Source organism: Streptococcus iniae, assembly GCF_030732225.1.
GTDB lineage: Bacteria > Bacillota > Bacilli > Lactobacillales > Streptococcaceae > Streptococcus > Streptococcus iniae.
In genome coordinates, this window is record NZ_CP132230.1 from 1,161,970 (window position 1) to 1,187,896 (window position 25,927).

At 36.2% G+C, this 25,927-nt stretch carries 22 protein-coding genes; 4 read left to right on the top strand and 18 right to left on the bottom strand.

Features of this window, described 5'->3' with window-relative positions:
- Positions 1-116 precede the first annotated feature (116 nt).
- Complete coding sequence (locus Q9317_RS05770) at positions 117-1,289, top strand: hydroxymethylglutaryl-CoA synthase (RefSeq protein ID WP_003099823.1); 1,173 nt, start codon at positions 117-119, stop codon at positions 1,287-1,289.
- Positions 1,279-2,556 carry a hydroxymethylglutaryl-CoA reductase, degradative gene (locus Q9317_RS05775; protein ID WP_003099827.1) on the top strand — a complete coding sequence of 426 codons (1,278 nt, stop codon included), beginning with the start codon at positions 1,279-1,281 and terminating at the stop codon, positions 2,554-2,556. Before Q9317_RS05770 ends, Q9317_RS05775 begins: the two co-directional genes overlap by 11 nt.
- A 23-nt stretch (positions 2,557-2,579) precedes the next feature.
- Here the strand turns inward: Q9317_RS05775 and fni are convergent, their stop codons facing one another.
- From fni to Q9317_RS05805, 6 genes are all read right to left on the bottom strand, one after another.
- Positions 2,580-3,575, bottom strand: coding sequence for a type 2 isopentenyl-diphosphate Delta-isomerase (gene fni, locus Q9317_RS05780; RefSeq protein ID WP_003099830.1), 996 nt, complete (start codon positions 3,573-3,575; stop codon positions 2,580-2,582).
- Complete coding sequence (locus Q9317_RS05785; RefSeq protein WP_003099834.1) at positions 3,556-4,575, bottom strand: phosphomevalonate kinase; 1,020 nt, start codon at positions 4,573-4,575, stop codon at positions 3,556-3,558. The genes fni and Q9317_RS05785 overlap by 20 nt, the downstream gene beginning before the upstream one ends.
- Positions 4,568-5,512 (bottom strand): diphosphomevalonate decarboxylase, encoded by a 945-nt coding sequence (gene mvaD, locus Q9317_RS05790; RefSeq protein ID WP_003099837.1) that lies wholly within the window; start codon positions 5,510-5,512, stop codon positions 4,568-4,570. The genes Q9317_RS05785 and mvaD overlap by 8 nt, the downstream gene beginning before the upstream one ends.
- Entirely contained in the window at positions 5,488-6,372 is an 885-nt protein-coding gene (mvk, locus tag Q9317_RS05795; RefSeq protein WP_003099844.1) for a mevalonate kinase, read from the bottom strand. The genes mvaD and mvk overlap by 25 nt, the downstream gene beginning before the upstream one ends.
- A 130-nt stretch (positions 6,373-6,502) precedes the next feature.
- The gene (locus tag Q9317_RS05800) at positions 6,503-8,245 is read right to left on the bottom strand and encodes an ABC transporter ATP-binding protein (RefSeq protein WP_003099847.1); all 1,743 of its coding nucleotides are present in this window, start codon (positions 8,243-8,245) and stop codon (positions 6,503-6,505) included.
- 1 nt (position 8,246) lies between these two features.
- On the bottom strand, positions 8,247-9,968 hold the full coding sequence (locus Q9317_RS05805; RefSeq protein WP_305981616.1) for an ABC transporter ATP-binding protein: 1,722 nt from the start codon (positions 9,966-9,968) through the stop codon (positions 8,247-8,249).
- Between the two features lie 575 nt (positions 9,969-10,543).
- Between Q9317_RS05805 and Q9317_RS05810 the strand changes: the two genes are divergently transcribed.
- Positions 10,544-12,574 (top strand): surface-anchored 5'-nucleotidase, encoded by a 2,031-nt coding sequence (locus Q9317_RS05810; protein ID WP_121791516.1) that lies wholly within the window; start codon positions 10,544-10,546, stop codon positions 12,572-12,574.
- Positions 12,575-12,609: 35 nt separating this feature from the next.
- On the opposite strand, the gene Q9317_RS05815 is transcribed toward Q9317_RS05810, so the two are convergent.
- From Q9317_RS05815 to Q9317_RS05865, 11 genes are all read right to left on the bottom strand, one after another.
- Positions 12,610-13,020, bottom strand: coding sequence for a peptide deformylase (locus Q9317_RS05815; RefSeq protein ID WP_003099851.1), 411 nt, complete (start codon positions 13,018-13,020; stop codon positions 12,610-12,612).
- Positions 13,021-13,099: 79 nt separating this feature from the next.
- A complete protein-coding gene (gene gdhA, locus Q9317_RS05820; RefSeq protein WP_003099852.1) occupies positions 13,100-14,449 on the bottom strand; it encodes an NADP-specific glutamate dehydrogenase in 1,350 nt (449 codons plus the stop codon).
- A 133-nt stretch (positions 14,450-14,582) separates the two neighbouring features.
- Positions 14,583-16,349: an ABC transporter ATP-binding protein gene (locus Q9317_RS05825; protein WP_003099853.1), complete on the bottom strand. Its 1,767-nt coding sequence runs from the start codon at positions 16,347-16,349 to the stop codon at positions 14,583-14,585.
- Positions 16,349-18,091 carry an ABC transporter ATP-binding protein gene (locus tag Q9317_RS05830; protein ID WP_003099854.1) on the bottom strand — a complete coding sequence of 581 codons (1,743 nt, stop codon included), beginning with the start codon at positions 18,089-18,091 and terminating at the stop codon, positions 16,349-16,351. The genes Q9317_RS05825 and Q9317_RS05830 overlap by 1 nt, the downstream gene beginning before the upstream one ends.
- A 101-nt stretch (positions 18,092-18,192) precedes the next feature.
- Positions 18,193-18,672: a GNAT family N-acetyltransferase gene (locus Q9317_RS05835; RefSeq protein ID WP_003099856.1), complete on the bottom strand. Its 480-nt coding sequence runs from the start codon at positions 18,670-18,672 to the stop codon at positions 18,193-18,195.
- Position 18,673: 1 nt separating this feature from the next.
- Complete coding sequence (locus tag Q9317_RS05840; protein WP_003099861.1) at positions 18,674-20,560, bottom strand: ABC-F family ATP-binding cassette domain-containing protein; 1,887 nt, start codon at positions 20,558-20,560, stop codon at positions 18,674-18,676.
- Positions 20,557-21,765, bottom strand: a complete 1,209-nt coding sequence (locus Q9317_RS05845; protein WP_003099863.1) for a CCA tRNA nucleotidyltransferase — start codon at positions 21,763-21,765, stop codon at positions 20,557-20,559. The genes Q9317_RS05840 and Q9317_RS05845 overlap by 4 nt, the downstream gene beginning before the upstream one ends.
- On the bottom strand, positions 21,762-22,529 hold the full coding sequence (dapB, locus tag Q9317_RS05850) for a 4-hydroxy-tetrahydrodipicolinate reductase (RefSeq protein ID WP_003099866.1): 768 nt from the start codon (positions 22,527-22,529) through the stop codon (positions 21,762-21,764). Before dapB ends, Q9317_RS05845 begins: the two co-directional genes overlap by 4 nt.
- A 16-nt stretch (positions 22,530-22,545) precedes the next feature.
- On the bottom strand, positions 22,546-23,397 hold the full coding sequence (locus Q9317_RS05855; RefSeq protein WP_016356025.1) for a DegV family protein: 852 nt from the start codon (positions 23,395-23,397) through the stop codon (positions 22,546-22,548).
- A complete protein-coding gene (locus Q9317_RS05860) occupies positions 23,397-23,777 on the bottom strand; it encodes a DUF1149 family protein (protein WP_003099871.1) in 381 nt (126 codons plus the stop codon). The genes Q9317_RS05855 and Q9317_RS05860 overlap by 1 nt, the downstream gene beginning before the upstream one ends.
- 72 nt (positions 23,778-23,849) lie before the next feature.
- Complete coding sequence (locus Q9317_RS05865; protein ID WP_003099873.1) at positions 23,850-24,371, bottom strand: hypothetical protein; 522 nt, start codon at positions 24,369-24,371, stop codon at positions 23,850-23,852.
- A gap of 196 nt (positions 24,372-24,567) precedes the next feature.
- Between Q9317_RS05865 and tnpA the strand changes: the two genes are divergently transcribed.
- On the top strand, positions 24,568-25,041 hold the full coding sequence (tnpA, locus tag Q9317_RS05870; RefSeq protein WP_003099875.1) for an IS200/IS605 family transposase: 474 nt from the start codon (positions 24,568-24,570) through the stop codon (positions 25,039-25,041).
- Between the two features lie 138 nt (positions 25,042-25,179).
- Here tnpA and Q9317_RS05875 read toward each other — a convergent pair whose 3' ends face one another.
- On the bottom strand, positions 25,180-25,923 hold the full coding sequence (locus Q9317_RS05875) for a glycoside hydrolase family 73 protein (protein WP_121791517.1): 744 nt from the start codon (positions 25,921-25,923) through the stop codon (positions 25,180-25,182).
- Positions 25,924-25,927 lie beyond the last annotated feature (4 nt).

The window sequence follows — 25,927 nt, forward strand, 5'->3', positions numbered from 1 at the left end:
CTTCTGTCATTGAAAGAAATTGATTTGAAGAGTAAAAGTATAATAGTAAATCACCAAATTTTTTTAAAAAATATGATAAAATATTATCATTATAAGACTATATGAAAAGGGAAAAGATGAAAATTGGAATTGATAAGATTGGCTTTGCAACGAGTCAATATGTATTAAAAATGGAAGAATTGGCGCAGGCTCGTCAAACAGACAGTGAAAAATTTTCTAAAGGTTTAATGCTCGATGCCATTAGTATTTCACCTATCACAGAAGACATTGTTACTCTAGCTGCTTCAGCTTGCCAAGACATTTTAAGTGATGAAGATAAAAAAACGATTGATATGGTCATTCTTTCGACGGAGTCCTCTATTGATCAATCAAAAGCTGCCAGTGTTTATGTCCATAACCTATTAGGCATTAATCCATTTGCACGTTCTATTGAAATGAAGGAGGCTTGTTACAGTGCCACTGCCGCACTGGACTACGCTAAACTTCATGTAGCCATGCATCCGCAGTCTCGCGTACTTGTGATTGCTAGTGATATTGCTAAATATGGTATCGCATCTGCAGGTGAGCCAACTCAAGGGGCTGGTAGTGTCGCAATGCTTGTCAAAAAAGATCCAAGTCTATTAATAATGCACAATGATAACGTTGCTCAAACTCGTGATGTTATGGACTTTTGGCGACCAAACTACTCAAGTACTCCTTATGTCAATGGTATCTTTTCAACCAAACAATATTTGGACTGTCTCAAAACAACTTGGAACCATTACAAAGAAAAACATGACACGGATTTAAATCATTTTGCTGCTTTTTGCTTTCACATCCCATTTCCAAAGTTGGCTTACAAAGGTCTCAATAAAATCATCGACAAATCTCTTAGTCAAGAGAAAAAAGATGCCTTGGAAGCGGCTTTTAACGCATCAATTACTTATAGTCGCCAAGTAGGAAATATCTATACCGGATCCCTTTATTTATCACTTTTAAGCCTTTTAGAAAATTGCCATACTCTTAAAGCAGGCGATCAGATTGGACTTTACAGTTATGGTTCTGGTGCAGTAAGTGAAATTTTCAGTATGGAGCTGGTCTCAGGCTACAAAAAACACCTTAAAAAAGACCGATTAGCCTCTTTAGCAAAACGTCAAAGCATTAGTGTGGACCAATATGAAAGGCTTTTTTATGAAGAAACACAACTAGATGAGGGCGGTAATGCTGGTTTTAATACCTACTCAACTGGTCACTTTAGCTTGACTGCTATTCAAGAACATCAAAGGATCTATCAAAAAAATGACAAGTAAAATCAACTGGAGTGGCTTTCACAAAAAGACACCTCACGACCGTCTTGTATTCTTACAAGACAATCACCTCTTATCTGAGCAACTTCAAGAAAAGCTAAAGCTTGACGAGTTACTTACTTTAGATACTGCTAATCAAATGGCCGAAAACGTGATTGGTAGACTGGCTCTGCCTTTTAGCATCGCCCCTGATTTTCTCATCAATAGCAAAACTTACCATGTCCCATTTGTGACCGAAGAGCCTTCTGTCGTAGCTGCTGCTGCCTTTGCTGCCAAAATCATGAAACGCACTGGAGGCTTCAAAACCAAAGTCCATGACCGACAAATGATTGGACAGGTCGCACTTTATGATATCAAAGAAATGGCTCTTGCCCAAAGGGCAATCATAGAAGCTTCTGAACAGCTGATTACCCTAGCCAATCAAGCCTATCCTTCTATTGTCAAAAGAGGAGGCGGTGCTAGAAGAATTAAAGTAGACATTAAAGAAGATTTTCTCCTTGTTTATATGACAGTTGATACCCAAGAAGCTATGGGAGCAAATATGGTTAATACCATGATGGAAGCCTTGTCCCCTGAGCTTGAAAGACTGACTCAGGGGAAAACACTCATGGCTATTCTTTCGAATTATGCTACAGAGTCCCTTGTTTCTGCAGAGTGTTGTTTGCCCTTGAGATTTCTGAGTCGTGACCCAAAAGAAGCTCACCAATTGGCACATAAGATGGCATTGGCAAGTCAGTTAGCCCAGATTGATCCTTACCGTGCAGCTACACATAATAAAGGAATTCTAAATGGCATTGATGCTGTGGTTATGGCTACTGGAAACGACTGGCGAGCAATAGAAGCTGGTAGCCATGCTTATGCTGCTAAAGATCATGCTTACAAAGGCCTAACACAATGGTATTTTAATGCCGATAAAGGGGTGATTGAAGGTTACATCACTCTCCCCATGCCAATAGCAACAAAAGGGGGCTCTATTGGGCTAAATCCAAGTGTTATGATTGCTCATGACCTACTAGGCCACCCAACAGCTAAAGAATTAGCTCAAATCATTGCAGCAGTTGGCTTAGCGCAAAACTTTGCTGCCCTTAAAGCACTAACAAATTCGGGCATCCAAGCAGGACATATGAAATTACAAGCAAAATCATTAGCACTTCTAGCTGGGGCTAATGAATCAGAACTTCCTCAGCTTCTCACACGTTTACTTAATGAAAAACATATGAATCAAGAAACTGCTCAATTACTATTAAAAAACTTAAGACAAGAAAAATAAGACAGCAAAATTAGTTTGCTGTCTTATTTTTGATTAGCCTCTTGCAATTTGCCATACAAAAGATAGTCTACATTTTTTAAGTCGCTGATTTGTTTGCAATTGAGTGCGCACATTATCAGTCGCAAATCGTCTTTCCAGCCATTTACAATAGCAATAGCCTCTTCTTCAGAATGATTTTCGACCAATTCTAAGAAGCTTCTAGATAAGCCTACTGATTTAGCCCCTAAAACTAGGGCTTTGATAATATCCAAAGGATTCCTTACCCCTCCTGAAGCTAAAATTTCTACCTTATCTATCAAATGTTGACTATTTAAAAGGCATTGTAGTGTTGTCTGTCCCCATTGGTCTAAATAAGAACGACTACCACTTCTTTGATTCTCAATATAGGCAAAAGAAGTGCCACCACGGCCAGAAATATCAAAGGTTTTAATACCTAATTGCCTAGCTTCCTCAATGGTTTTGACATCCATGCCAAAACCAACTTCTTTTAAAATCAAAGGGACTTGGATGTTTGTTATATAATCTTTAAGGTGTTGTCGCCAATGTTTAAAGGTGCGCTCTCCTTCAGGCATTAATAATTCCTGCATAAGGTTAATATGCACCTGTAAAAACAAAGGTTTCATTTCTGAAACGGTCCTAAGAGCTAATGCATGGTCTTTATCAAGGCCAATATTTGTTGCTAACTGTAATTTAGGTGCTACCTGACGTAATTGATAAGAGCTATCAGTCGGGTCTTTTAAGGCGGCGCTATAAGAACCAGTCACCATAACAAGTCCCGTTGCTTCTGCTACACGCGCAAGCTTTTCATTAATAAGTTTTGCTTTGTCACTACCACCTGTCATTGCGTTGATATAAAAAGGATAGTCAAAATCATAACCGGCAAAATGAGTTTTTAAATCAATATCAGCCAAATCATAAAGGGGCAAAGACCGTTGAATTAATTCCATATCATCAAAAGCATTATAGGGTGACTTGTAATCTAAGGCGTATTTAATGTGATCATTTTTTCGATTTGTCATATTTCCCCCAAAAATCGTGATAGAGCGTCTCTATTTCCAATTCTTGCCATTCATTTTGGATTGCTTTAGCCATGTCATCCGAAAATGCAAAAGCAATCCCACAATCTCCACCACCTGCACCAGATGATTTTGCAATGGCACCAAGATTCTGTGCAGCTTCTTTTAAATCATGTAATTTTGGATGATAAATGCTTGAATCTAGCTGACTTAATAAGTCACTAATTCTTGCAAGAGCAACCACAAAAAGAGACTTATTATTTGTCTCTATAGCTTCTTTACATTCCTCAACAGCAAGTTGTGTTTCCTGACAAAAAAGAGGCGTCAGTTTGTCTTCTACCTTTGTAATCATCTCTTTTGAAATGGCTGGAACCTTTGTCCAACCAACTAAGAAATGTAGGGGAAGTTCCCTTTTGATGGGATGAATGGCATATTCCCAGTCTAAGCTCATAAGCTCCTCAAAACTAAGATGATTAATGGCAGCTTTTATCTTCTCCCGGTCAAATGACTGGTAAAGAACAAGGTCTTCATAAGCAATACAAGCAATATCTCCCATAGACCCATTATCGCCTTGCTTTAACAAGGTATAAGCTGCTAATTTAAAAAGCAAGTCAGCTGACAAATCAAGGTGATAAAATGCAGCAAGGGCTTTTAAAGTAAGCACTGTAACGCTACCACTTGACCCAATACCAAACTTCTTACCATCTTTTTCCATTTTTCCTGAAATTGTCAACGAGAAAGGAGCTAAGGCTTCCAGAGGCTGTTTGCGTAGTAAAGCAATGGTTTGAACACAAGCTTGAATTAACCTGTAATCTGAATCACTTTCTATACCAGCTTTATGTGAAAACATATCAGAAGAAAGTTCAATTTGTGCTGATGGAACTATAGAAGCTGTCATTTTAATGGGAATAAAGATGATAATTGCCTTTGAACCAGCCTTTAAAATAGCGTATTCCCCAGCAATATATAACTTACCTCCTGTTGATACGGTATAACTAGTCATAGCTTGGATCCTTTGTTTTTGAGACAATCACCTTATAGTCTTTTTCAAATATTGAACTCAAAGTTTGTAAATCTTTTTCCAAACAAAGTACCTTAACATTTGGACCAGCATCCATTGTGAAATAACATTGATATCCTTTTTTTCTTAAGGATTTCACCCTCTCCATGGCTTGATAGGATTCTGGAATTAAATATGAAAAAGATGGGCTTGCCGTTCTGGTTGTGTCATGCATGGCTAAGGCATTTTTTTCAGTTAAGATGCCAACTTTTTCAAAGTCATTATCCTTTAAATACCTTAACATATTTTGGTAATCCTCTTCTGAATCCTTTATCCATTTATCAAATGTTGTAGAGGTTTCACGACACAATTTCATACCGTCTCGGCTTGAAATAGCTTTTTTAGAATCCTTCAAGACAAGCATAATCATTGCTAATTTCAAGTCTGTCTCAACTTTGTAAATGGCACCGCTATCCTTGTCCCATGCTGCAATTGGCCCAAAAAATGAACGCGAGGAAGAACCAGAAGCAAATTTTGCTTTCTGAGCCAATTCTTCTTGATTGAAGCCGGTTTTAAATAAGAGATTACAGGCTTTCACTAAAGCAGATAAACCACTTGAACTCGAGGATAAGCCTGCAGCAGTCGGCATGTTATTATGGGTTTCCACTTTAACATATTGTGTTTTATCCAAACGAAACTGATCTAGGATGGCCGAAATTTTAGCATGTTCTTTGGCATCTTGTTTGTGACCATCAATGTAGAATTCATCTGCTGTAGCCGTATTAGGCAAAAAGGAAAGGGCCGTTTCTGTATACATATTCTCTAAAGTAAGTGAAATACTGCTTGTTGAGGGCATCATTATGTCATGATCCTCTTTTCCCCAATATTTGATGATGGCAATATTAGCATATGACTTTACTGTGATAGTGTTTGTATCCATGTGTTTACTGCACCTCCCTTTCTAAGTTCTTGACTCACGTTTTTGGCAGTTTCCTTACTGTCAGTCAAAGCAATGATACAGCCTCCAAGACCTCCTCCTGACATTTTAGCACCAAGTGCACCAGAGGCTAAGGCTATACTCACCAAATCATTTGATTTTTCAACACTGACTCCAATAGCTTTTAATGATTCGTGAGCCATTGTCATACAAGCACCAATGTCATGAATAGCTTTTGTTGCAATAGCAAGCTCAACTTTTTCAGTTAGTTGCCCCAGTTTTTCCAAATGAGGCAAGTTAAGTTCTTCAAATTGGGCAACTTTGGCTACTGCTTCACGTGTTTGACCATGAATGCCTGTATCTGCAATCACTAAATAAGCATCTAAATTAATGTTGATCGTATCAAAGCCAACATTTCTGATAAATTTAATAGCATGATCACTTAAGCAAGTTTTAGCATCTAAACCACTTGGATTAGTATGGGCAATAATTTCAGCCTTATTGACCAGAATTTCCAAAAGGTCATCCGTAATTTCTTGATCAAAATAATCAAAAACCGCACGGATAGTTGCAATAGAAACAGCTGCCGATGATCCCATACCACGTTTTTGAGGAACTTGGGACTTTATTTTATATGTTATGGGTTTTTCCTTGATTTGCAAATAATCAAGTGCCGCATAAATTGCTGTCGAAAGGGTATCATAAAAATCAAATGTTAAATTTTCTTGTGCCTCTTTAATACAGCATGTCACTTCAATATCTTTTAAGGGTAAAGCAATTGCTGGGTAGCCATAAACAACTGAATGTTCACCCATTAGAATAATTTTACTGTGAGCTTTACCAATTCCTATTTTTTTATTCATAACCTAATCTTTTCACAAAACTTAATCTTTACATTTACCTTACTATTTTACACTAATTGCATGGAAAATGCGATAAGATACTTTTTTACAAAAGAATTATCCAAAAACAAAAAGAGCTTAAAAAGCTCTTTTATATATTTTCTTGTAATGAAACCATTTCTGCGTAAATGCCCGCTTTAGCAATCAAATCTTGGTGGCTACCGCGTTCAACAATTTGTCCTTTATCTAAGACTAAAATTTGATTAGCATTTTGAATTGTTGAGAGTCTATGGGCAATAATGAATGTTGTTCGGCCTTTTTGTAAAACCTCCATTGCATTTTGAATCAATTCTTCAGTTTCTGTATCAATATGTGAGGTTGCTTCGTCTAAAATTAATATCTTAGGATTGCTAATAAGAGTCCTTGCAAATGCAATTAATTGCCGTTCTCCACTTGAAAATGAAGCACCTTTTTCCTGAACCTGATGGTATATTCCATTCTCGTAACGTTTTAGCATTGGTCCTGCTCCAACTTTTTCTAAAGCATCAATTACTTCTTGATCACTATAGTTCTCATTCCCCATACGAACATTTGATGCAATTGTTCCTGTGAAAAGGTAGGGATCTTGGAGTACGATTCCCATGTGACTTCTGACGCTCTCTCGAGAAAAATCTTGGATATCATAACCATCTATTGAAATTTTTCCTGATTTTGGATCATAAAAACGATAAAGAAGGTTCATTATGGAAGATTTTCCTGATCCAGTGTGTCCAACAAGACCAATTGTTTCACCTTTTTTAGCTTCAAAAGAAATTCCTGATAAAACCAAATCTCCTTCGTTATATGAGAAGTCAACAGTATCAAAACACACATGCCCATTACTTATGGGAATTGTATTGACATGATCACTTTCTATAGGTTCTTCTAATAAGGCCATTACCCGTTTTCCAGTTGCTGCCGAGCGTTGAAGATTTGGTAACTGACGAACAAGATTTCCTAGTAAATCAAAGAGTCGCGTTAGGTAATTAATATATATAAAAAGTTTTCCCACAGAAACATCTGTATTCCCTTTAAGAAATTGATGCCCCACAATAGCTAATAAGATGGAAATAAAACTGTATTTGACAAACTCAGTTAGTGTCCATGAAGCAACTGAATCTGCAAATATAATGGCTTCATCTGCTTTTCTCATAGTATTGATGTTGTGGTTAAACTCTGCTAGTACAGTATCTTCTTGTTGAAAAAGCTGAATAATCTGAGCGCCATTCATGGTTTCATTAACCTGAGTGTTAACAGCACTTCGTCCATCATAGAACTCTTTCATAGGTTTATCTGTCATGTTTTTATAAAGCACTTGAATGCCGTAAAAAACAGGTACTACTAAAAGAAGTAACAGACCTGACTTAATATCCAAATAAATCATAACAAGATATATGAAGATAATTTGGAATAAACTAATAATAATTTGAGAAAGTAGATTATTATAAAACTGATTTCTTAAAGTTTCAGTATCATTAACAATACGGGTTGCAATTTTACCCGCAGGTACATGATCAAAATAAGAAATAGGTAGTTTTTGCATCAAGTCAAATGCTTTATTACGTAAATGTGTAACAACTTTATTTGACGTTGCAACTAAAGCTTTAAATGAAAAATACCGTAAAAGTGATGTTATTAAAATAAGAAGACTGTAAAGAAAAATCAACTGGAAAAATAATTCAGTATTGACAAGCTTCCCTTTAGCAATAGGGGTTAAATAATGATCAATCATCTGCTTCATCAATATGGGGGAAACTTGCCCCAGGGCTGAAGCTACTAATAAGAGTAATAATCCTGAGATAAAACTTATTTTAGCAACTTTTAACTCTTTACTTAATTTTATAAATAGGGACATTTTAGTCCTCCTGTGCTTGTTGCCGTTGATATTGTTCATAATACCAACCTTTTTTCTTTAAAAGGTCATCAGGGGTGCCTTCTTCGCTGATACGCCCCTGCTCTAAAACGATAACCCAATCTGCATGTTGAACAGCAGATAATCGGTGGCTGACGATAAATGTCGTTTTATTTTTCCTAACCTTTTGAATATTTGCGATAATTTTTGTTTCTGTTTTAGCATCCACAGCAGATAAGGAATCATCTAAAATTAATAAATCAGACTTGGGCAAAAAGGCTCTTGCAATAGATACCCGTTGTTTTTGACCTCCTGAGATAGACAATCCTCTTTCTCCAATTTGGGTCTCTAAACCTTTTGGCATATGTTTTAAATCTTTAGTGAAATCCGCTGTAGCAATCGCTTCTGCAATATCTTGGTAACTTGGATTTTTAGTTCCAAAAGCAATATTTTCAGAAACAGTTTTAGAAAACAAGATATGCTCTTGAGGGACATAAGCTACTTGTTCTTCCACACTTTTGCGTTTAAAATTCTTAAAATCTTCGCCATTGACGATAAATTTACCCTTCCCTAAAGGGTATTGTCTAAGGAATTGTTTAACTAATGTTGTTTTACCTGATCCTGTCTTTCCAACAATACCTAAGGTCTGCCCTTTTTTTACTTGTAGAGTCACTTGCTGTAAACTTGCATCCTGTGCATTTGCATAGCTAAAAGAATAGTTTAAAAGTTCTATCTTTTTAAAACCATCCAAGATTTGCTTGCCATCTTTTTCCATATCATCACCACTTTCAATTAATTCATTTACTTTTCCAAATGAATTCTTACCAGTTTGATAAACTAAAATAAAGTCTGATAACATGGCAAAAGGTTCGACCAATGATACTAAATACAATTGTAAAGCTATGACTTGTCCTAATGTAACATGTCCATTTTTGATTTCAGATAATCCCAAGGCTAATATAAGCATTTCACTTAAGGCAATCATTGTATTAAATATTGGAAAATACAATGCATTGTATGATGCGATATGATTCCATCTATCTGCCAGTGCCTGTGCTTTTTTTGAAAAATGCCGATACTGATTATCTTTTTGACCATATGCCCTCATCACTTGGATACCTTCGACGGTTTCAAGCACTTCATCACTAAGATTTGAAATAGCATCTCTTGCTTTTTCAACGAGTTCTTCTTGTTTTTTTGAAATCAGATAGGTTGCTATAACAGTCATTAAAATTGGTATCATACCAATAACACTCATCTTAAATGATATTACAAACATCGTGGGAATAATAAAAGCAATCATCCCACCGGCATATAAAACAATCATTAAACCATAACCAATGAAAACCATCAAGGCTTCAACGTCTGTTGAAAAACGTGTCATCATATCTCCTGATCGAAACTTCTCATAGTATGGTGTTCTCATGTGAACTAATTTTTTAAATGCCCTTTGTTGAAGATTAAATTTAAAATGAACGGCCTCTTGAAAAAGATTTACATGCCACAAATAGGCAGTTCCATAATTAATTGTAGTGGCAAATATTAAAATAGCGAGATGAGACCAAAGTACCTGACTAGTGAAACTACTCTTTGTCATTTGATCAATCAAACTTTGGATAATTTTTGTTGGCACTACTAAAGAAGCGTCATAAATAACTAAACTAATAGCAATTACTAAATAGATTTTTTTATTTTTCTTTATATAATCAATAATTAAGGATACCATCATATCCTCCTTTTCTTCCCCTAATGAGGTTTTTTGCACACAAAAAGCCCGTGATAAAATATCCTTTCTACCACGGGCTTTACTATAAGTCAGATAAAATGACCTATTTACTTTGGTTAGAAAGGAGCATATAACGAATCTTACTTGTCATTGAAATAATCACTAAGTTTTTCATTATAGTATTCTCCTTTCTTTTAATCTATTTTAGATAATACCATAAACTCCTTTATTTGTAAACGCTTTATTTACTTATCTGCAAAATATATTTAAGTGGACTCTATCCTTAGCTTAATGACATTATTATTGGTTAAGGATTTACAATTTGTTCAATTTTAGACTTCAACTCCAAAAACACAACTCTCTACTTAATTAAAAATCGAAATTTTAACGATTTGGTCGAAATCTTAATAAACAGTATTTTCATTTTTATATCATTCGTGTTTTATCGATTTTTTTATTGACTTATTCAATTTTTGAAAATTTCATAAAGTTTTTAACCGTTTTCGTATTACCATAAGTGAAAAAACGTAGTAAACTAGTTTGTGCAAGCTATTAAATAACTATTAGGAGTTTATATGAAAAAGCATATTGTTTTAAAAAGTAGTATTTTAACTGTTATGGCAGGAATGTCTATCCTTGTAACGTCAGTTCAAGCTGATCAGGTTGATGTTCAAATTCTAGGTGTCAACGATTTCCACGGTGCTCTTGATCAGACTGGATCAGCTTATATGCCAGCACCTGAGGGAAAAGTTTCTGGCGCTGGTACTGCCGCTCAGCTTGATGCTTACATGGATAAAGCTAATGAAGACTTTAAACAAGCTAGCCCTGATGGAACAAGTATCCGGGTTCAAGCCGGCGATATGGTTGGGGCCAGTCCTGCAAACTCTGGATTATTACAAGATGAACCAACGGTAAAAGTTTTTAATGAAATGGGCGTTGAATATGGCACACTGGGAAATAATGAATTTGACGAAGGATTAGCTGAATACAACCGTATTATGACAGGAAAAGCACCTGCTGCTGATTCAACCATTAATGAGATAACTAAAAACTACACACATGTTCCATCTAGTCAAACCATCGTCATTTCAAATGTTATTGACAAAACAACTAAAGAAATTCCTTATAACTGGAAACCATATGCCATTAAAAACATTCCCGTAAATAACACTTCAGTTAATATTGGTTTTATTGGGGTAGTAACAACTGAAATCCCAAACCTTGTTTTAAGAAAAAATTATGAACAATATGAATTTTTAGATGAAGCACAAACCATTGTTAAATACGCCAAAGAATTAAAGAATCAAAACGTAAATGCTATTGTTATTCTTGCTCATATCCCTGCTATTAGCACTGATGGTGTTGTTGGAAGTGATGTTGCAGCAATTATGGAAAAAGTCAATAAACTTTATCCTGAAAACAGTATTGATATTATTTTTGCTGGCCACAATCACCAGTACACTAATGGAACAATTGGAACAACACGTGTTGTTCAAGCTGTATCACAAGGTAAAGCTTATGCTGATGTTCGTGGTAAATTAGACACAACCACACAAGATTTCGTTGAAACACCAACTGCTAAAGTTCTTGCTGTTGCTCCTAAAAAACTTGCAGGAAGTCCTGATATTCAAGCTATTGTTGATGAAGCTAACAAAATAGTTGCAACAGTAACAACTAAGCAAATCGGAACAGCTGCCAATTCAGAAATGATTTCTAAAACAGCTAATAAAGACAATGAATCTGCTCTTGGAAATTTGGTAACAAGTGCTCAACTAGCAGTTGCCAGAGAAACCTATCCAGATGTCGACTTTGCCATGACAAACAACGGAGGCATTCGTTCTGACCTTATTGTCTCTAAAGGTAATTCAATCACTTGGGGGGCTGCACAAGCAGTACAACCATTCGGCAATATTTTACAAGTTGTCGAACTCACTGGCCAAGATATTTATGATGTTTTAAACGAACAATATGACGAAGACCAAAAATACTTCCTTCAAATGTCTGGCTTAAAATACACCTTCACAACTAGTGAATCTGGAGATCCCTCTAAACCATTTAAAGTTGTTCGTGCATTCACTGACAAAGGGGTAGCGATTGATCCCAAAGCTAGCTATAAGGTTGTTGTTAATGACTTCTTATTCGGTGGTGGAGATGGCTTTGCTACTTTCCGAAAAGGAAAACTTATCGGTGCTATTAATCCTGACACTGAAGTCTTCATTAAATACATTAAAGATAAAGAAGCAAAACACGAAACAATTGCTGCTGATTTTTTAGGCATTAAAACTTTCGTTACATCTACTGTTGAAAGTTCAAAAACAAGTGATGATATGGGGCACCATGATATTGTCAAACGTGTTTATCGTGACCGTGATGGTCACATTGTCGATGAGGAAATCATTTCTGATTTAGTCACTCCAAATCCACAATCACCTACTAAGCAGACAGCTCTTGCTAGCCCTCAAGCTCTTGCCAAAACAAGCACAATGGCTAAGAAACAAGAATTACCACATACTGGTAGCAAAGAAAATCAAGCTGGACTACTATCTATGCTTGGTCTTGTAACACTATTCTTTGCCAAAGTAAGCAAGAAAAAAGAAGAAAACTAATCAAAAGACTGGAAAATTTTCCAGTCTTTCTTCGTTTAAATAATAATTCCTTCAAGATGATCCATTTCATGTTGGCAAATTTGTGCAGCTAATCCTTTAAGAGTAAGTGTCTTTTCTTTCCAATTACTATCTAAGTAACTGACCTTAATCTCTTCAAACCGCTGTGTCGGTCGAGAACCTTTCAAAGATAAGCAAGATTCCTGTGTCTGATATGGTTTATCTTTACTAATTATTTTGGGATTAAACATTAGTAAATCAATAAATCCCATACTAACAATAATGATACGTTTGTTTTCTCCAATCATATTTGCAGCAAGTCCCAAGCAAGACTCTCGGTGGTAATTTAAGGTATCTTGCAAATCTTTTCCAATGAGTTTGTCTTCTTTATTGGCTTTTATTGCTTTTTTTTGCAAAAAAAGCGGATCTTTTACAATATCTCTAATCATTGTCATATCACCTCACTAATCCAATAGCTACATTATAACAAAAAAGAACTCAAAAGAGTTCTTTTCAGTTTTGTAATGCTTAAACAACTCCTTGAGCAGACATTGCCTTAGCGACTTTTAAGAATCCAGCTATATTAGACCCCATCACTAAATCTCCTTCATGCCCAAACTCTTTAGCTGCTTGAGCAGATTGTTCATAAATATCTTTCATTATATCAAACAATTTTGCATCAACTTCTTCAAATGTCCAAGCTAATCTACTACTATTTTGGGCCATTTCTAATGCTGATACGGCTACTCCACCTGCATTTGCGGCTTTAGCCGGTCCAAATAAGACACCAGCTTTTTGGAAGTTTTCTATCGCTTTAAGTGTAGATGGCATATTGGCCCCTTCTGCCACTGCAATAAGGCCATTTGCAATTAATTGTTTCGCATGCTCTTCATTAAGCTCATTTTGTGTTGCACACGGAAAGGCTAAATCAGCCTTAATCGACCAAATAGACCCCTGATCTGCAGCAATAAACTGAGCTTTTGGATGCTTTTCGAGATAAGCTGAAACACGTTCTCGCTTAACTTCTTTGATGTCTTTTAGAGTTTCCAGGTTAATGCCTTCAGAATCATAAATGTAACCAGATGAATCGGATACTGCTAGAACTTTTGCCCCTAACTCATTTAATTTTTGACTGGCATAGATAGCAACATTTCCAGATCCAGAAACAATTGCTGTTTTTCCTTGTAATTTTAAGCCTTTTGCAGCAAGCATCTCTTGGGCAAAATAAACAAGACCATAACCAGTTGCTTCTGTGCGTGCCAAAGAACCTCCGTAATCAAGTCCTTTACCCGTTAGAACACCATTTTGATAGCCTTTAAGGCGCTTATATTGGCCATACATGTAGCCAATTTCACGCCCTCCAACACCAATATCTCCAGCCGGAACATCCATATCAGGGCCGATGTACTTTTGAAGTTCCGTCATAAAACTTTGTGTGAAACGCATGACTTCTGAATCAGATTTCCCTTTGGGATTAAAATTTGAGCCACCTTTACCACCACCAATTGGTTGACCAGTCAGTGCATTTTTAAAAATTTGTTCAAATCCTAAAAACTTAACAATTGATTGGTTAACCGTCGGATGAAATCTCAGCCCCCCTTTATAGGGGCCAATTGCTGATGAAAATTGAACACGGTAACCACGATTCACTTGAACGCAACCCTTGTCATCAACCCACGGAACTCGAAATGAAACAACCCGTTCTGGTTCCACTAAGCGTTCTAAAATATTTTCTTCTATGTATTTTGGATACTTATCAAATACTGGAACAAGTGACTGGAAAACTTCCTCTACTGCTTGTAAAAATTCTGTCTCATGGGGATTATCCTGCTTTACTTTTTCAAAAACACTGTTTACATATTCTCTTCCTTTTGCCATTTCGATTCCTTTCTCTTTTACATTAATTTAAGATAGTAAATATTATAAATTTTCTGAATATTCTTGTCAAGCATTTAACACAAAAGAAATAGCATGCCTTATTAGTTCTAGGAATGCCATTTTTTAAAGGTTATTATGATTTTTTGAATTGGCTATTATAGAGGTTATAATAGAACCCTTTACCCTGTAAGAGACTCTCGTGAGTGCCTTGTTCAATGATTTGTCCATCTTTAAGCACTAAGATTTTATCTGCCTCTTGAATGGTTGATAAACGATGAGCAATAACAAAACTTGTTCTACCTTGCATAAGGCGCTTCATAGCTTTTTGAATTAATAATTCTAAGCGCGTGTCCACTGATGAGGTAGCCTCATCTAAAATCAGAATTTTTGGATCTGCTAACAGAGCCCTTGCTATTGTTAATAACTGCTTTTGTCCAAGGGAAATATTACTTGATTCCTGATTCATAACCATTTGATAACCACCTGGAAGGGTGCTAATAAAGTGGTCGACATTAGCAGTTTTTGCTGCATTAATAATATCTTCTTCACTAGCAGCTAGATTTCCAAATTGAAGATTTTCTTTAATGGTTCCCTCAAAGAGCCAAGCATCTTGTAAGACCATCCCAAATTGACTACGGTAATACTGACGAGATAAATCACGAATATCATGCCCATCAACCGTTATGACACCATGATTCACATCATAAAAACGCATCAAAAGGTTAATCAAAGTTGTCTTACCAGCACCTGTTGGACCAACAATAGCAATCATTTCTCCTGGTTTAACATCAAGGTTAAAGTCTTTAATCAACTCTCTACTGCTGTCATATGAAAAAGTAACATTTTTAAAAGACACTTGTCCTGACAATGAGCGAGGTAAAGTTACTTTAGTTTCTGAGAAATCATCCACTTCATCAAGAACAGAAAAAATACGTTCTAACGAAGATTTAGCAGATTGAATGACTGGAGCTAACTGCGTAATGGTTTGAATAGGTTGTGAAATTTGCCAAGTGTATTGCACAAAGGCTTGCATATTACCTATCGTTAATTTTCCTGCAAGAACTTGCAAACCGGCAATTAAGGCGATAAGCATATAAATGGAATCTGAAATAAAGTGAACAACTGGCATCATAATCCCAGAAATAAAGCTTGCTTTAAAACCAACGGCTTGCAAGCGATTGGTAATATCATGAAATTCAGCTTCAGATGCCTCTTCACGGCCATAAAGTTTTAAAACATTAAATCCTGAAAGTTTTTCTTGGACAAAACCATTCATTTCTCCTAAAACTTTAGCTTGCTCTTTAAAATATGGCTGTGACTTTTTCAAAATAAATTGACTGGCTAGATAAATCAAAGGAACAGCAATAACCAATACCAAGGCCAATGTAACGTTAATATAAAAAGCCATTGAAACTGCTAGAATAATAGATAAAAAGGCATTAACAATCTGTAGAAATGACTGTTGCAAAGCATTTGAAACAGTCTCCACATCCGATGTAAAACGTCCTAACATATCTCCAAATTGATGCTTGTCAAAATAAGAGACCGGGATACGGTTAATTTTTCGGCTCAAATCGTTTCTCAAATCCTTAATGCTTGACTGAACTGTTTTTGTCATGAAATAGTTGGAACCATATGAGCCAATTTCAAAGAATAAGGCACGAATAAAATAAATCACAAGAATAAGTCCAATATAAGACTTATTAATGGAAGCTCCTTCAACACCTCTTGCCATATCAATCAAATTTTTAGAAATTTCAGTGATGGCTAAACCAAGAACAAAAGGCTCAAGGGCACTCATTACTGCACTCATTACTTTAAGAAAAAGAGCTGCTAGTAAGGAAAACTTGTATTTCCTAAGGTAGCTCCAAAGACGGTTTAATAAGTGTTTTCCAGTCATTAATCAAGCTCCTTTCCTTCACTCTTTTTATTAAGTTGCGAACTTGCAATCTCACGGTAAATGGCATTATTTTTTAATAATTCTTCGTGAGTTCCACGACCAACAATTTCTCCTTCATCAAGAACAATAATGTGATCAGCATCCATAATTGTTCCAACGCGTTGCGCCACAATTAAAACAGTTGCGTTTTGAGTAACTTCTTTTAAACGTTTCCGTAATTCAGCGTCAGTTTTATAATCCAAAGCAGAAAATGAATCATCAAAAATATAAATATCTGGCTGTTTGACAACTGCCCGGGCAATTGAAAGTCTTTGCTTTTGGCCTCCTGAGAGATTGTTGCCCCCCTCAGCTAAATGGCTATCATAGCCCTCTTCACGACTTTCTATAAACTCTTTAGCTTGAGAAACGTCCGATGCTTGATCCAGTTCTGAACGACTAGCATCATTTTTGCCGTATTTGATATTTTCTTCGATGGTCCCTGTGAATAGCAGAGCTTTTTGAGGGATAAAACCAATTTTAGAACGTAAGGCTTTAAGGTTGTAATCTCTGACATCAATCCCATCAACTATGATTTTACCAAAGGTAACATCATAAAATCGAGGAATCAGGTTAACAAGTGATGACTTGCCAGACCCTGTTGATCCTATAAATGCTATGGTTTCCCCTGGTTTTGTTTTAAATGAAATGTTATTTAAGACAGGATTTTCTGTCTCTCCTGGATAAGCAAAGGTTACATTATCAAATTCCAAATAGCCCTGAGAATCACTTTTTGTAATGCCATCTTCATTTTTTGAGATAGACAATGGCATGTCAAGAACTTCATTAATTCTATGACTTGAAACAGCCATCCTTGGATACATGGTAAAAAGATTAGCAAACATTAAAAAAGAAAATAGCGCATGAAAACTGTATTCAATAAAAGCAACCAAATCCCCAATTTTAAACTGACCTTTATTAAGAGGATCTAGAGCGAACCATACAATGGCCACTATCATCGCAATGATAATTTGAACAAATAAAGGTTCTGTTAGCCCTGTTAATATAAAGAGTCGTTTTGATATACCAGAATACTCTTGATTTTGCTGATTAAAACGTTCTTCTTGGAAAGATTCTCTTGAAAAAGCTCTAATCACGCGCAAACCAGTTAAATTTTCCCTAACCAACTGATTAATTTTGTCCAAATTTTCTTGTTGCTTCTCAGAAAGTGGTTTGGTTTTAAGTGCCACATAAATAACTACAAAGACTAAAAATGGCATTGAAACTGCAACAATCCATGCTAATGAAGGACTTGTAACCAAAATCATGACAACTGAAAAAAGCATCATTAAGGGGGTTACAACACCAAGCCTCAAAGACATTTCAGCAAATTGCATTAAAACAAAAGCATCATTGGTTATCCTTGTCACTAAAGATGACACCCCTATTTTCTCATACTCCGTGTGGGAATAATCCTGTAAGCGTTGGTACATGTCATTACGCAATTCTTTTATCATGGTCGTTGTTAAACGACTTGAAGCATATGACAGAAGAAGCCGTCCTAGTACCCCTAAAAATACAATCAAAAACATGATAGCTGTCCAAAAATACAAGGCACTTTCTTGTTTTTGAACAACTCCTTGATCAATCATTTTTGCTAAGACTGTTGGCAAACCAAGGTTGACCAAAACAAAAAACAAGGCACCGACAATATCTAAGAAAAGCCATTTTTTCTTTGTTTTTAAATACGACCAAATTAAGCCCATGTGACACCTCCTTTTCCTTATATGAAAAGAAGCGCAGAGATGCACTTCTTCATTAGTAATAGTTTAACATATGGCTGATGCCTTTGTCATTTAATTCGAGATTATTTTTTGAATTCTTTAATCATCCAAACATCCATCAAGTGATGATTTTGATCATTAGATAGCGCTTGCTCAAGTCTCCTAAATCCAATAGACTGATAAAAGTAAACAGCTTCTTTCAAAAGTGATGAACTTTCTAGATACAAGGATTGATAACCAGATTCCTTAGCAGCCGACTCCACATGCATCAGTAACAGTTTTGCAATGCCTTGGCGACGATAACTAGCATCAACATAGCACTTTTGCAATTCACAAATGGAAGCATCAACAGGACCAAAACCAGCACCTGCAAGTACCTGATTATCTTCTTCGTAAACAAAATAAGCAGCATTTGACAATCCTTGATAGTACTCATATAAGTTATCTAACTGAGGATCACTATATGCAGTCCCTGGCTGATCAAGCCCAACTGCTTTCAAAGACTGGCGAATAATTCTTGCAATGACATGATTATCACTCGCTTTAATCAGACGTATCGGCATACTATTCCTCCAATTCGCTAAGATAGTCGTAACGCTCATACTTATCCAAAATAGATTGATTGATAGCATCTAATTGCCTCTGGAGTTCTGCCAACTTGCCATAATCACTGGCACATGTCAACATTTCTTCCTCCAAAAGGCCTAGGGATAATTCAAGTTCTGCCAATTCTTCTTCAATACAAGCCCACTCTTGTTTCTCTAAGTAAGACATTCTTTTTTTATTGACCACTGCAGCTGGCTGACTACTTTCAAGGTGTTGACTTTCCACTTGCTTATCTGTTACATTTTGATGCTCTTTTTGAAATGCAACTTCTTCTAAATAATCACTATAATTCCCATAGAATTCAGTAATCCCACCATCCTCAAAAGCCAATATTTTAGTTGCCACTTTATCTAAGAAATAACGGTCATGGCTTACGGTAATGACTGGACCAGCAAAACCTTGAAGAAAGTTTTCTAAAACAGTCAATGTCGCAATATCCAAATCATTGGTTGGCTCATCTAAAAGCAAAACATTTGGTTTTTCAATTAACAGTTTCAAAAGATAAAGCCGTTTTTTCTCACCGCCAGATAACTTTCCAATTAAGGAGCCATGACTTGACCTTGGAAATAAAAATTGCTCAAGAAGTTCACTAATACTAGTTGTTCCAACAGTTGTTTTAACTTCATCAGCAACCTCTTGCAAATAATTGATAACCCTTTTGTTGTCATCCATATCTCGAATTTGTTGAGAAAAATAGGCAATACGAATGGTTTCACCAACAATCACTTGCCCAGATTGTGCAACCACATCTCCAGTAATTAATTGTAAAAGTGTTGATTTACCAACACCATTATCACCAACAATACCGATACGATCCTTATTTTGAATAATCAAATCAAAATCTTTGATCAGTGGCTTTTTCTCATCATAAGAAAATCCAACTTTTTCAAAATGAATAACCTTCTTACCAATACGACTGGTTTCAAAATTAATATCTAATTCTTCTTGACTATTATCAACATGCACTTGACCTTTCAAATCATGGAAACGATTGATTCTAGCTTGTTGCTTTGTCGCTCTAGCTTGAGGTTGTCTTCTCATCCAAGCTAATTCTTGCTTATAAAGCTGCTTTTTCTTATGAAGATTTGCAGCATCTCGTTCATCTTGTTCAGCCTTTAAACGCACGTAGTCCTGATAATTCCCTTGATATTCATTTAATGATGCATTATCCAATTCAAAAATTCGTGTAGCTAATCCATCTAAAAAATACCGATCATGTGTAATAAACATTACCGTGCGTTTGCTTGACTTTAGGTAATTGGTTAACCAGGCAATGGTGTCGATATCAAGATGGTTTGTTGGTTCATCTAATAAAAGCAAATCAGACTTGCCAAGCAAGACCTGGGCTAATTGAACCCGTCTTCTTAGACCTCCAGACAATTGCCCAACTTTTTGATCTAATTGTGTAATTCCCAACTTAGATAAGACCGTCTTAACATCACTTTCAACTGACCATACATCTAATCTATCCATTTCTGACATCACTTTTTCAAGCTTTTCCTGATTAGCCTCACTGTAATCGCGTAATAAAAGTTCATAATGACGAATCAGTTTCATTTCTGGTAAATCAGCAGATAAAACAGTGTCAAGAACAGTTTCTTGATCATCAAAATCAGGATCTTGCGTCAAGTAAGAAATACGGAACTCATTAGCTTTTAAAATGGGAGAAATATCTCCATCAAAACCTAAACGTTCAGATAAAACATCCAAAAGCGTGGTTTTTCCAGTTCCATTAACACCAATAATACCAATCCTGTCAAAATCATGAACAATAAAAGAAATGTCTTTGAAAACCGTTTTATCACCAACAGACTTATTTAATTTTTCAACAATAAAATCACTCAATAGGTCAACTCCTTGATTACAAATTGTTCAATCTCAGACACTTGGTTGGCTAACATCCCATCAACAATAGCTAACTCAACTTTTTTTAAGAGTTGGCCCAACTCAGGACCTGGTGTCATCTTCATGTGTTTAATGAGATAGGAACCATTCACAACAATATCATGTTTATCATAAATAACAAGTTCATCATAAAGTTTGTCAATAACAGCAAAATCACTTGCTAATCCCTTAGCCTCAATAAGTTTTTCACTGAGGTAAGCAATACCTTTACCATATTGGTAAAGAGTTCGTTTATCTAATGCATTTTCTTGCCGTAACTGATAAACACTTAAAATAGCTTGTACTTCTTTTTGAAATTCATTGGAAGTTTTCCAAACTTTCAAAAATGCCTTGGGATTTGGGATTTCTAATTCTAGAATAAGATTGGCCCAAGCCTGTGCACTGGTTTCAAACCTAAACCATTGTGGCAGTACTTGCATTAAATGGCCTAACTTAAAGCCCTTGTGATGTAATCCTGGCAAATAATCAAAAGCTGAAGCTTCCATAAACTTTTGCAAGCCGTTTTTCCAAAAAGGAGCCATCATTAATTGATCAAATTCAATAAATGACCTCTCAACAGAAATTTTCTCTAAAAGCGGAGCATGAGTACACATTGCTTCAAAAGTCTTTTCTTCAATTGAAAAATTTAAAGTGGCAGCAAAACGAAAGCCACGCATGATACGTAAGGCATCTTCCTCAAAACGCTCCTCAGCTTTTCCAACTGCCCTTAAAAGCTTAGCATCAATATCTTCTAAACCACTAAATTTATCAATGATTTCCCCTTGATCATCAAGAGCTAAAGCGTTGACCGTAAAATCCCGTCTTTTTAAATCTTCTTCCAAAGAGCGCACAAAAGAAACCTGACTAGGACGGCGGTAATCTACATAGACATCCTCAGTCCTAAAGGTGGTGATTTCATATTCAGAATCTTCCTCTAAAACAAGTACTGTGCCATGTTCAATACCAACATCTACTGTTCTTGGAAAAATGGCTTTCGTTTCTTGTGGATAGGAACTTGTTGCAATATCAACATCGTGTATGGGACGACTTAAGAGAACATCCCTGACACTACCTCCCACAAAATATGCCTCATAGCCAGCATCTTTAATTTTTTTTATTATTGGTAAAGCCTTCTGAAATTCAGAAGGCAGTTCTTTTAATCTCATAATAACTTCTCTAATCCATAAACAAGTTCTTGCATTGTAACGACTTTTTTAATTCCTAAGTTAACACCACTCATAAAGGACTGACGGTCAAAGGAATCATGCCTCAAGGTCAAACCTTCACCTGGACCTCCAAAAATAACCTCTTGGTGAGCAACTAGTCCTGGCAAACGTACACTATGAATTCTAATCCCATCATAGTTAGCACCTCTTGCTCCTGCAATCAATTCTTCCTCATCAAGCACAGCTGAATCTTTTGAGGCTCTATTTTCAGCAATTAATGCAGCAGTTTTAAGGGCTGTCCCACTAGGAGCATCTTTTTTCTGGTCATGGTGCAGTTCAATAATTTCTAAATCTGGAAAATATTTGGCTGCTTTAGCCGCAAATTCCATTAGGAGAATGGCTCCTATGGCAAAGTTAGGCGCAATTAAACCACCCAATTTCTTAGTTTTTGCTAAGGCTTCTAAATCATCAATTTCTTTTTGTGACAATCCGGTTGTGCCAATAACAGGAGCAAATCCCTGCGAAAGAGCAAAATGCGTATTTGAAAAAGCAACCCTTGGACTTGTAAAATCAACCCAAACGTCAGCTTCAAGGCCTACCAAGTCTTCTTTAGTGTTGACAATGGGAACACCTTTATAATCTTTGTCATTGGTAAAAGGGTCGACTAAGGCTACCAATTGCAATTCTGGATCATTTTCAACCATTGCAAGGGCTGTTGAACCCATTTTCCCCTTAAAACCAGCAATAATGACTCTTATTCCCATAAGTCTCTCCTTTATTCTAGTCCAATCGTGGCGTAAATCCGATAGCTACAGCATTCGAACCAAGATGTGTTCCAACAACAGCGCTAAATGTAGCATCTACAAATTGATCTGGTAAGCCACTCTCAAGCAACATTTTTTTTAATGTTGCTGCTTTTTCACTACCATTGGCATGTATGATAGCAAATTCATAGTCTCCTCTTTCATTTTGTTGATGAAGCAATTCAACTAACCTTTTCAAAGCTTTTTTTTCAGTTCGAACTTTTTCATGAACGACAATAACCCCGTCAGAATCAAAAGTCAAAACAGGTTTAATGCTTAGTAAATTCCCTAACAAAGCTGAACCGTTTGACAAACGACCACCCTTGACCAAATGGTTAAGATCATCCACTAAAATATATGCAGACGTCCCGTCAATTTGCTGTTGCAATTTAGCAGTTAATTGATCAAAAGTTAAACCTGCTTGATGCCATTGAAAAACATTACCTACCATCATTCCCACCGGAGCTGACGCAATCTTGGTGTTTGGAAAAGCAATAGTTAAAGCAGAATGTTCCTCAATCAAAAATTGAATATTTTGCCAAAAGCCAGAAATACCACCCGATAAGAACAATCCTACAACATGTGTGTAGCCATCCTTTTGCAATTGCGTTAACAATTGATCTAACTCAGCTAAAGAAGGTTGGCTTGTTTTAGGTAACTCCTCAGATGCTGCCATCTTGTCATAAAACTCGTCCAAGTCAATGTTAATGCCTTCATAATAAGTTTCATCATTAATCATTATTGGAATGTTCATCATATAAAGATCAGGATTATTAAAAAGTTGATCAGACAAAAAGGCTGTATTATCTGTTATTACTGCTAATTTCATTAATTTTTAAACTCCAAGTTTATGCCTGGTCTGTCCAAGGCAATTTCTGTAACTTCATAAGTGAGACGTTGCACCATATCAAGTAAGGGTGCCGCTAAAGATTCTACTTCTGGCTGAGTGAACTCACTCGGTTTATCAATCAAACGGTCAACAATGGTTACCATTTGAGAAATAACGCCACCAATGACAAATTCTTCTTTTACAATCATAAATTGAAGTACTGAAACAATAACTGTTTCATTTTTTTCTTCATCACGATTAATCAATTGGAAAGTTACCTCAAAATTTGTTTCCGGGGCACCGTTTTCTTTTTCCCATTCAAGATTTCTAGCATCATAATGGTACTGATTAACAAATTCTTTTTCACGAATTACTTGCATCTATATATTCTCCTTGAGCGCGATATGACCCATTATAGCATAGTTTTCATGATTATAAAAGGTCGAGCAGGGCTAGTATTTTTTCTGAGGGTGCTTTTCAATGATTTCAGGATGAGCTTCTAAGGCCTTACGTCCCTTTTCAAGCAAAGAGTACCCTCTAATAGTAAATAATTTTCCTAATTCTTGCTCGTCAAATACCAGGGCGATTGCTTCTTCCAAATCCTGACATTTCATTTTAGACAAGCCCTTAAACTCTTTAGATTTTAAAAATTCTTTCAAAAAAAGAGAAGATAAATGCTTTAAAGAATCAAAAGCAGAATCAATAGTTACATAAGCTTGCGCAATTAAAAATTCCAATTCCTTTTGCGCATCAATCCCGTAAGTCGTATAAAAATATTTATGGTGAGGGTGTTCGGTAGTATATGTTCCAAACTGAATGCGCCATAACATCACAATATGACCTGGCAATAAACCTTCTTTTGTCCTAATCATGTTACGTTTTGGAATTGGTTTTTGCAGTAAATCACGTTCATATTTTGCTTCAATATGTGGCATTTCAGCGTGTTGATTATAAATGGTATCAATTGTTTTCATAGGAATATTATAACAAAAAAATCACCTCATAGAGATGATTTGATTTGTTAGTTCTATTATGGCTTCAAGCCAGTTTTTCTCGCAGAGAAAAATGAAAAAACCACCAGCTATGCTGGTGGCTAACAAGGCTTCTAGCTTCCATTTATTTTTCCATGTATAATCTAATTGTTCAGGTTAGATAAAGGAGGAAAAATAAATGGCTAAAACCAGTTATAGTTTATCACACACCAAATGGATGTGCAAATATCACATTGTGTTCACACCAAAGTATCGGCGCAAGTCCATTTACTATAAAATTAGACAGGACTTAATCGAAATTTTCCGTTATCTATGCCAATATAAGGGTGTTGAAATTATAGAGGGGCATATGATGGCGGACCATGTTCACATGCTTGTTCTGATTCCACCAAAACTTGCGATTTCAGATTTCATGGGTTACCTGAAAAGTAAGAGTGCTTTAATGATCTTTGATAAGCATGCCAATTTAAAATATAAATATGGAAATCGCAAGTTTTGGGCACGAGGGTACTACGTCAGTACGGTTGGCTTAAACGAGAAAACTGTTGCGAAATACATACGTGAGCAAGAGAAAGACGACATCGCACTCGATAAGTTAAGTGTAAAAGAATACGAAGATCCATTCTCGGATGGAGGCTTTAGAACACGATAAAAGCCCGTTGTTACGGGCATTAGTCAAGTAATCAAAGCATAACCTGAACGTATGTTCAGCGAGCGTCTTTAGACGCCGCTGGAGTTTAACGGCTTATAGCCGGTGTACAAGCCACCCGTTTACACGGGTGGTTTTGACTTAATAGCCTCTTGTTAAAATTGCCCAAGCGTCATCTTGTGATAAGGTTGCTGCATCTGTGTGACGACTTCTATACTTGTTCCAAACCAGCTGACCACTTGTATTAACAACACCAGCTTGACTTGCTTGATCAACTGCGGCCATTTGTTCTTGGCTTACTGCTGTTGGAGCAACTGGCGCTACAACATCATAAGCTGTTAAACCATAGGTCTGAATAATATTATTTAATTTGGCATTGTATGCTGTATCCGTAGCATAAAGACCTGTTAGAGCAGCTGTGGCATCTTGATAAGATAAGGTATTCGAACGTCTTGCACCTGCATAAATTGGTGCATTTAATAATGCAGCATAATCATATAATGAGTCTGCAACACTTGGATAAGCACGAAAATGTTGATCAATTTCATATGGATTTCCCTGACCATCATCTTCCCAAGTTGTCATGTTCACTGATGCACCATTATAACTTCCTTTGATACCAAAAAAATTATAATAGGGAGCTTGGCTTAAACCAGACTGTCCGTTACTTGATTCCAAAATCGCCTGAGCAATCATGACTGAAGCGTATAAATCTCTCTCCGCAGCAATTTGACTAATAAACTCTTGTGTTGGACCACTTGTAAATGTCTCAGCAGAAACACGAGATTCTTTCTGTGTATTAGTTGTTAAAAAGTATGCTCCAGCTACAGTAACAAGCATCATCAACAGAGCAACTCCTACTTTTTTAACTTTAGTGATTGTCATAATC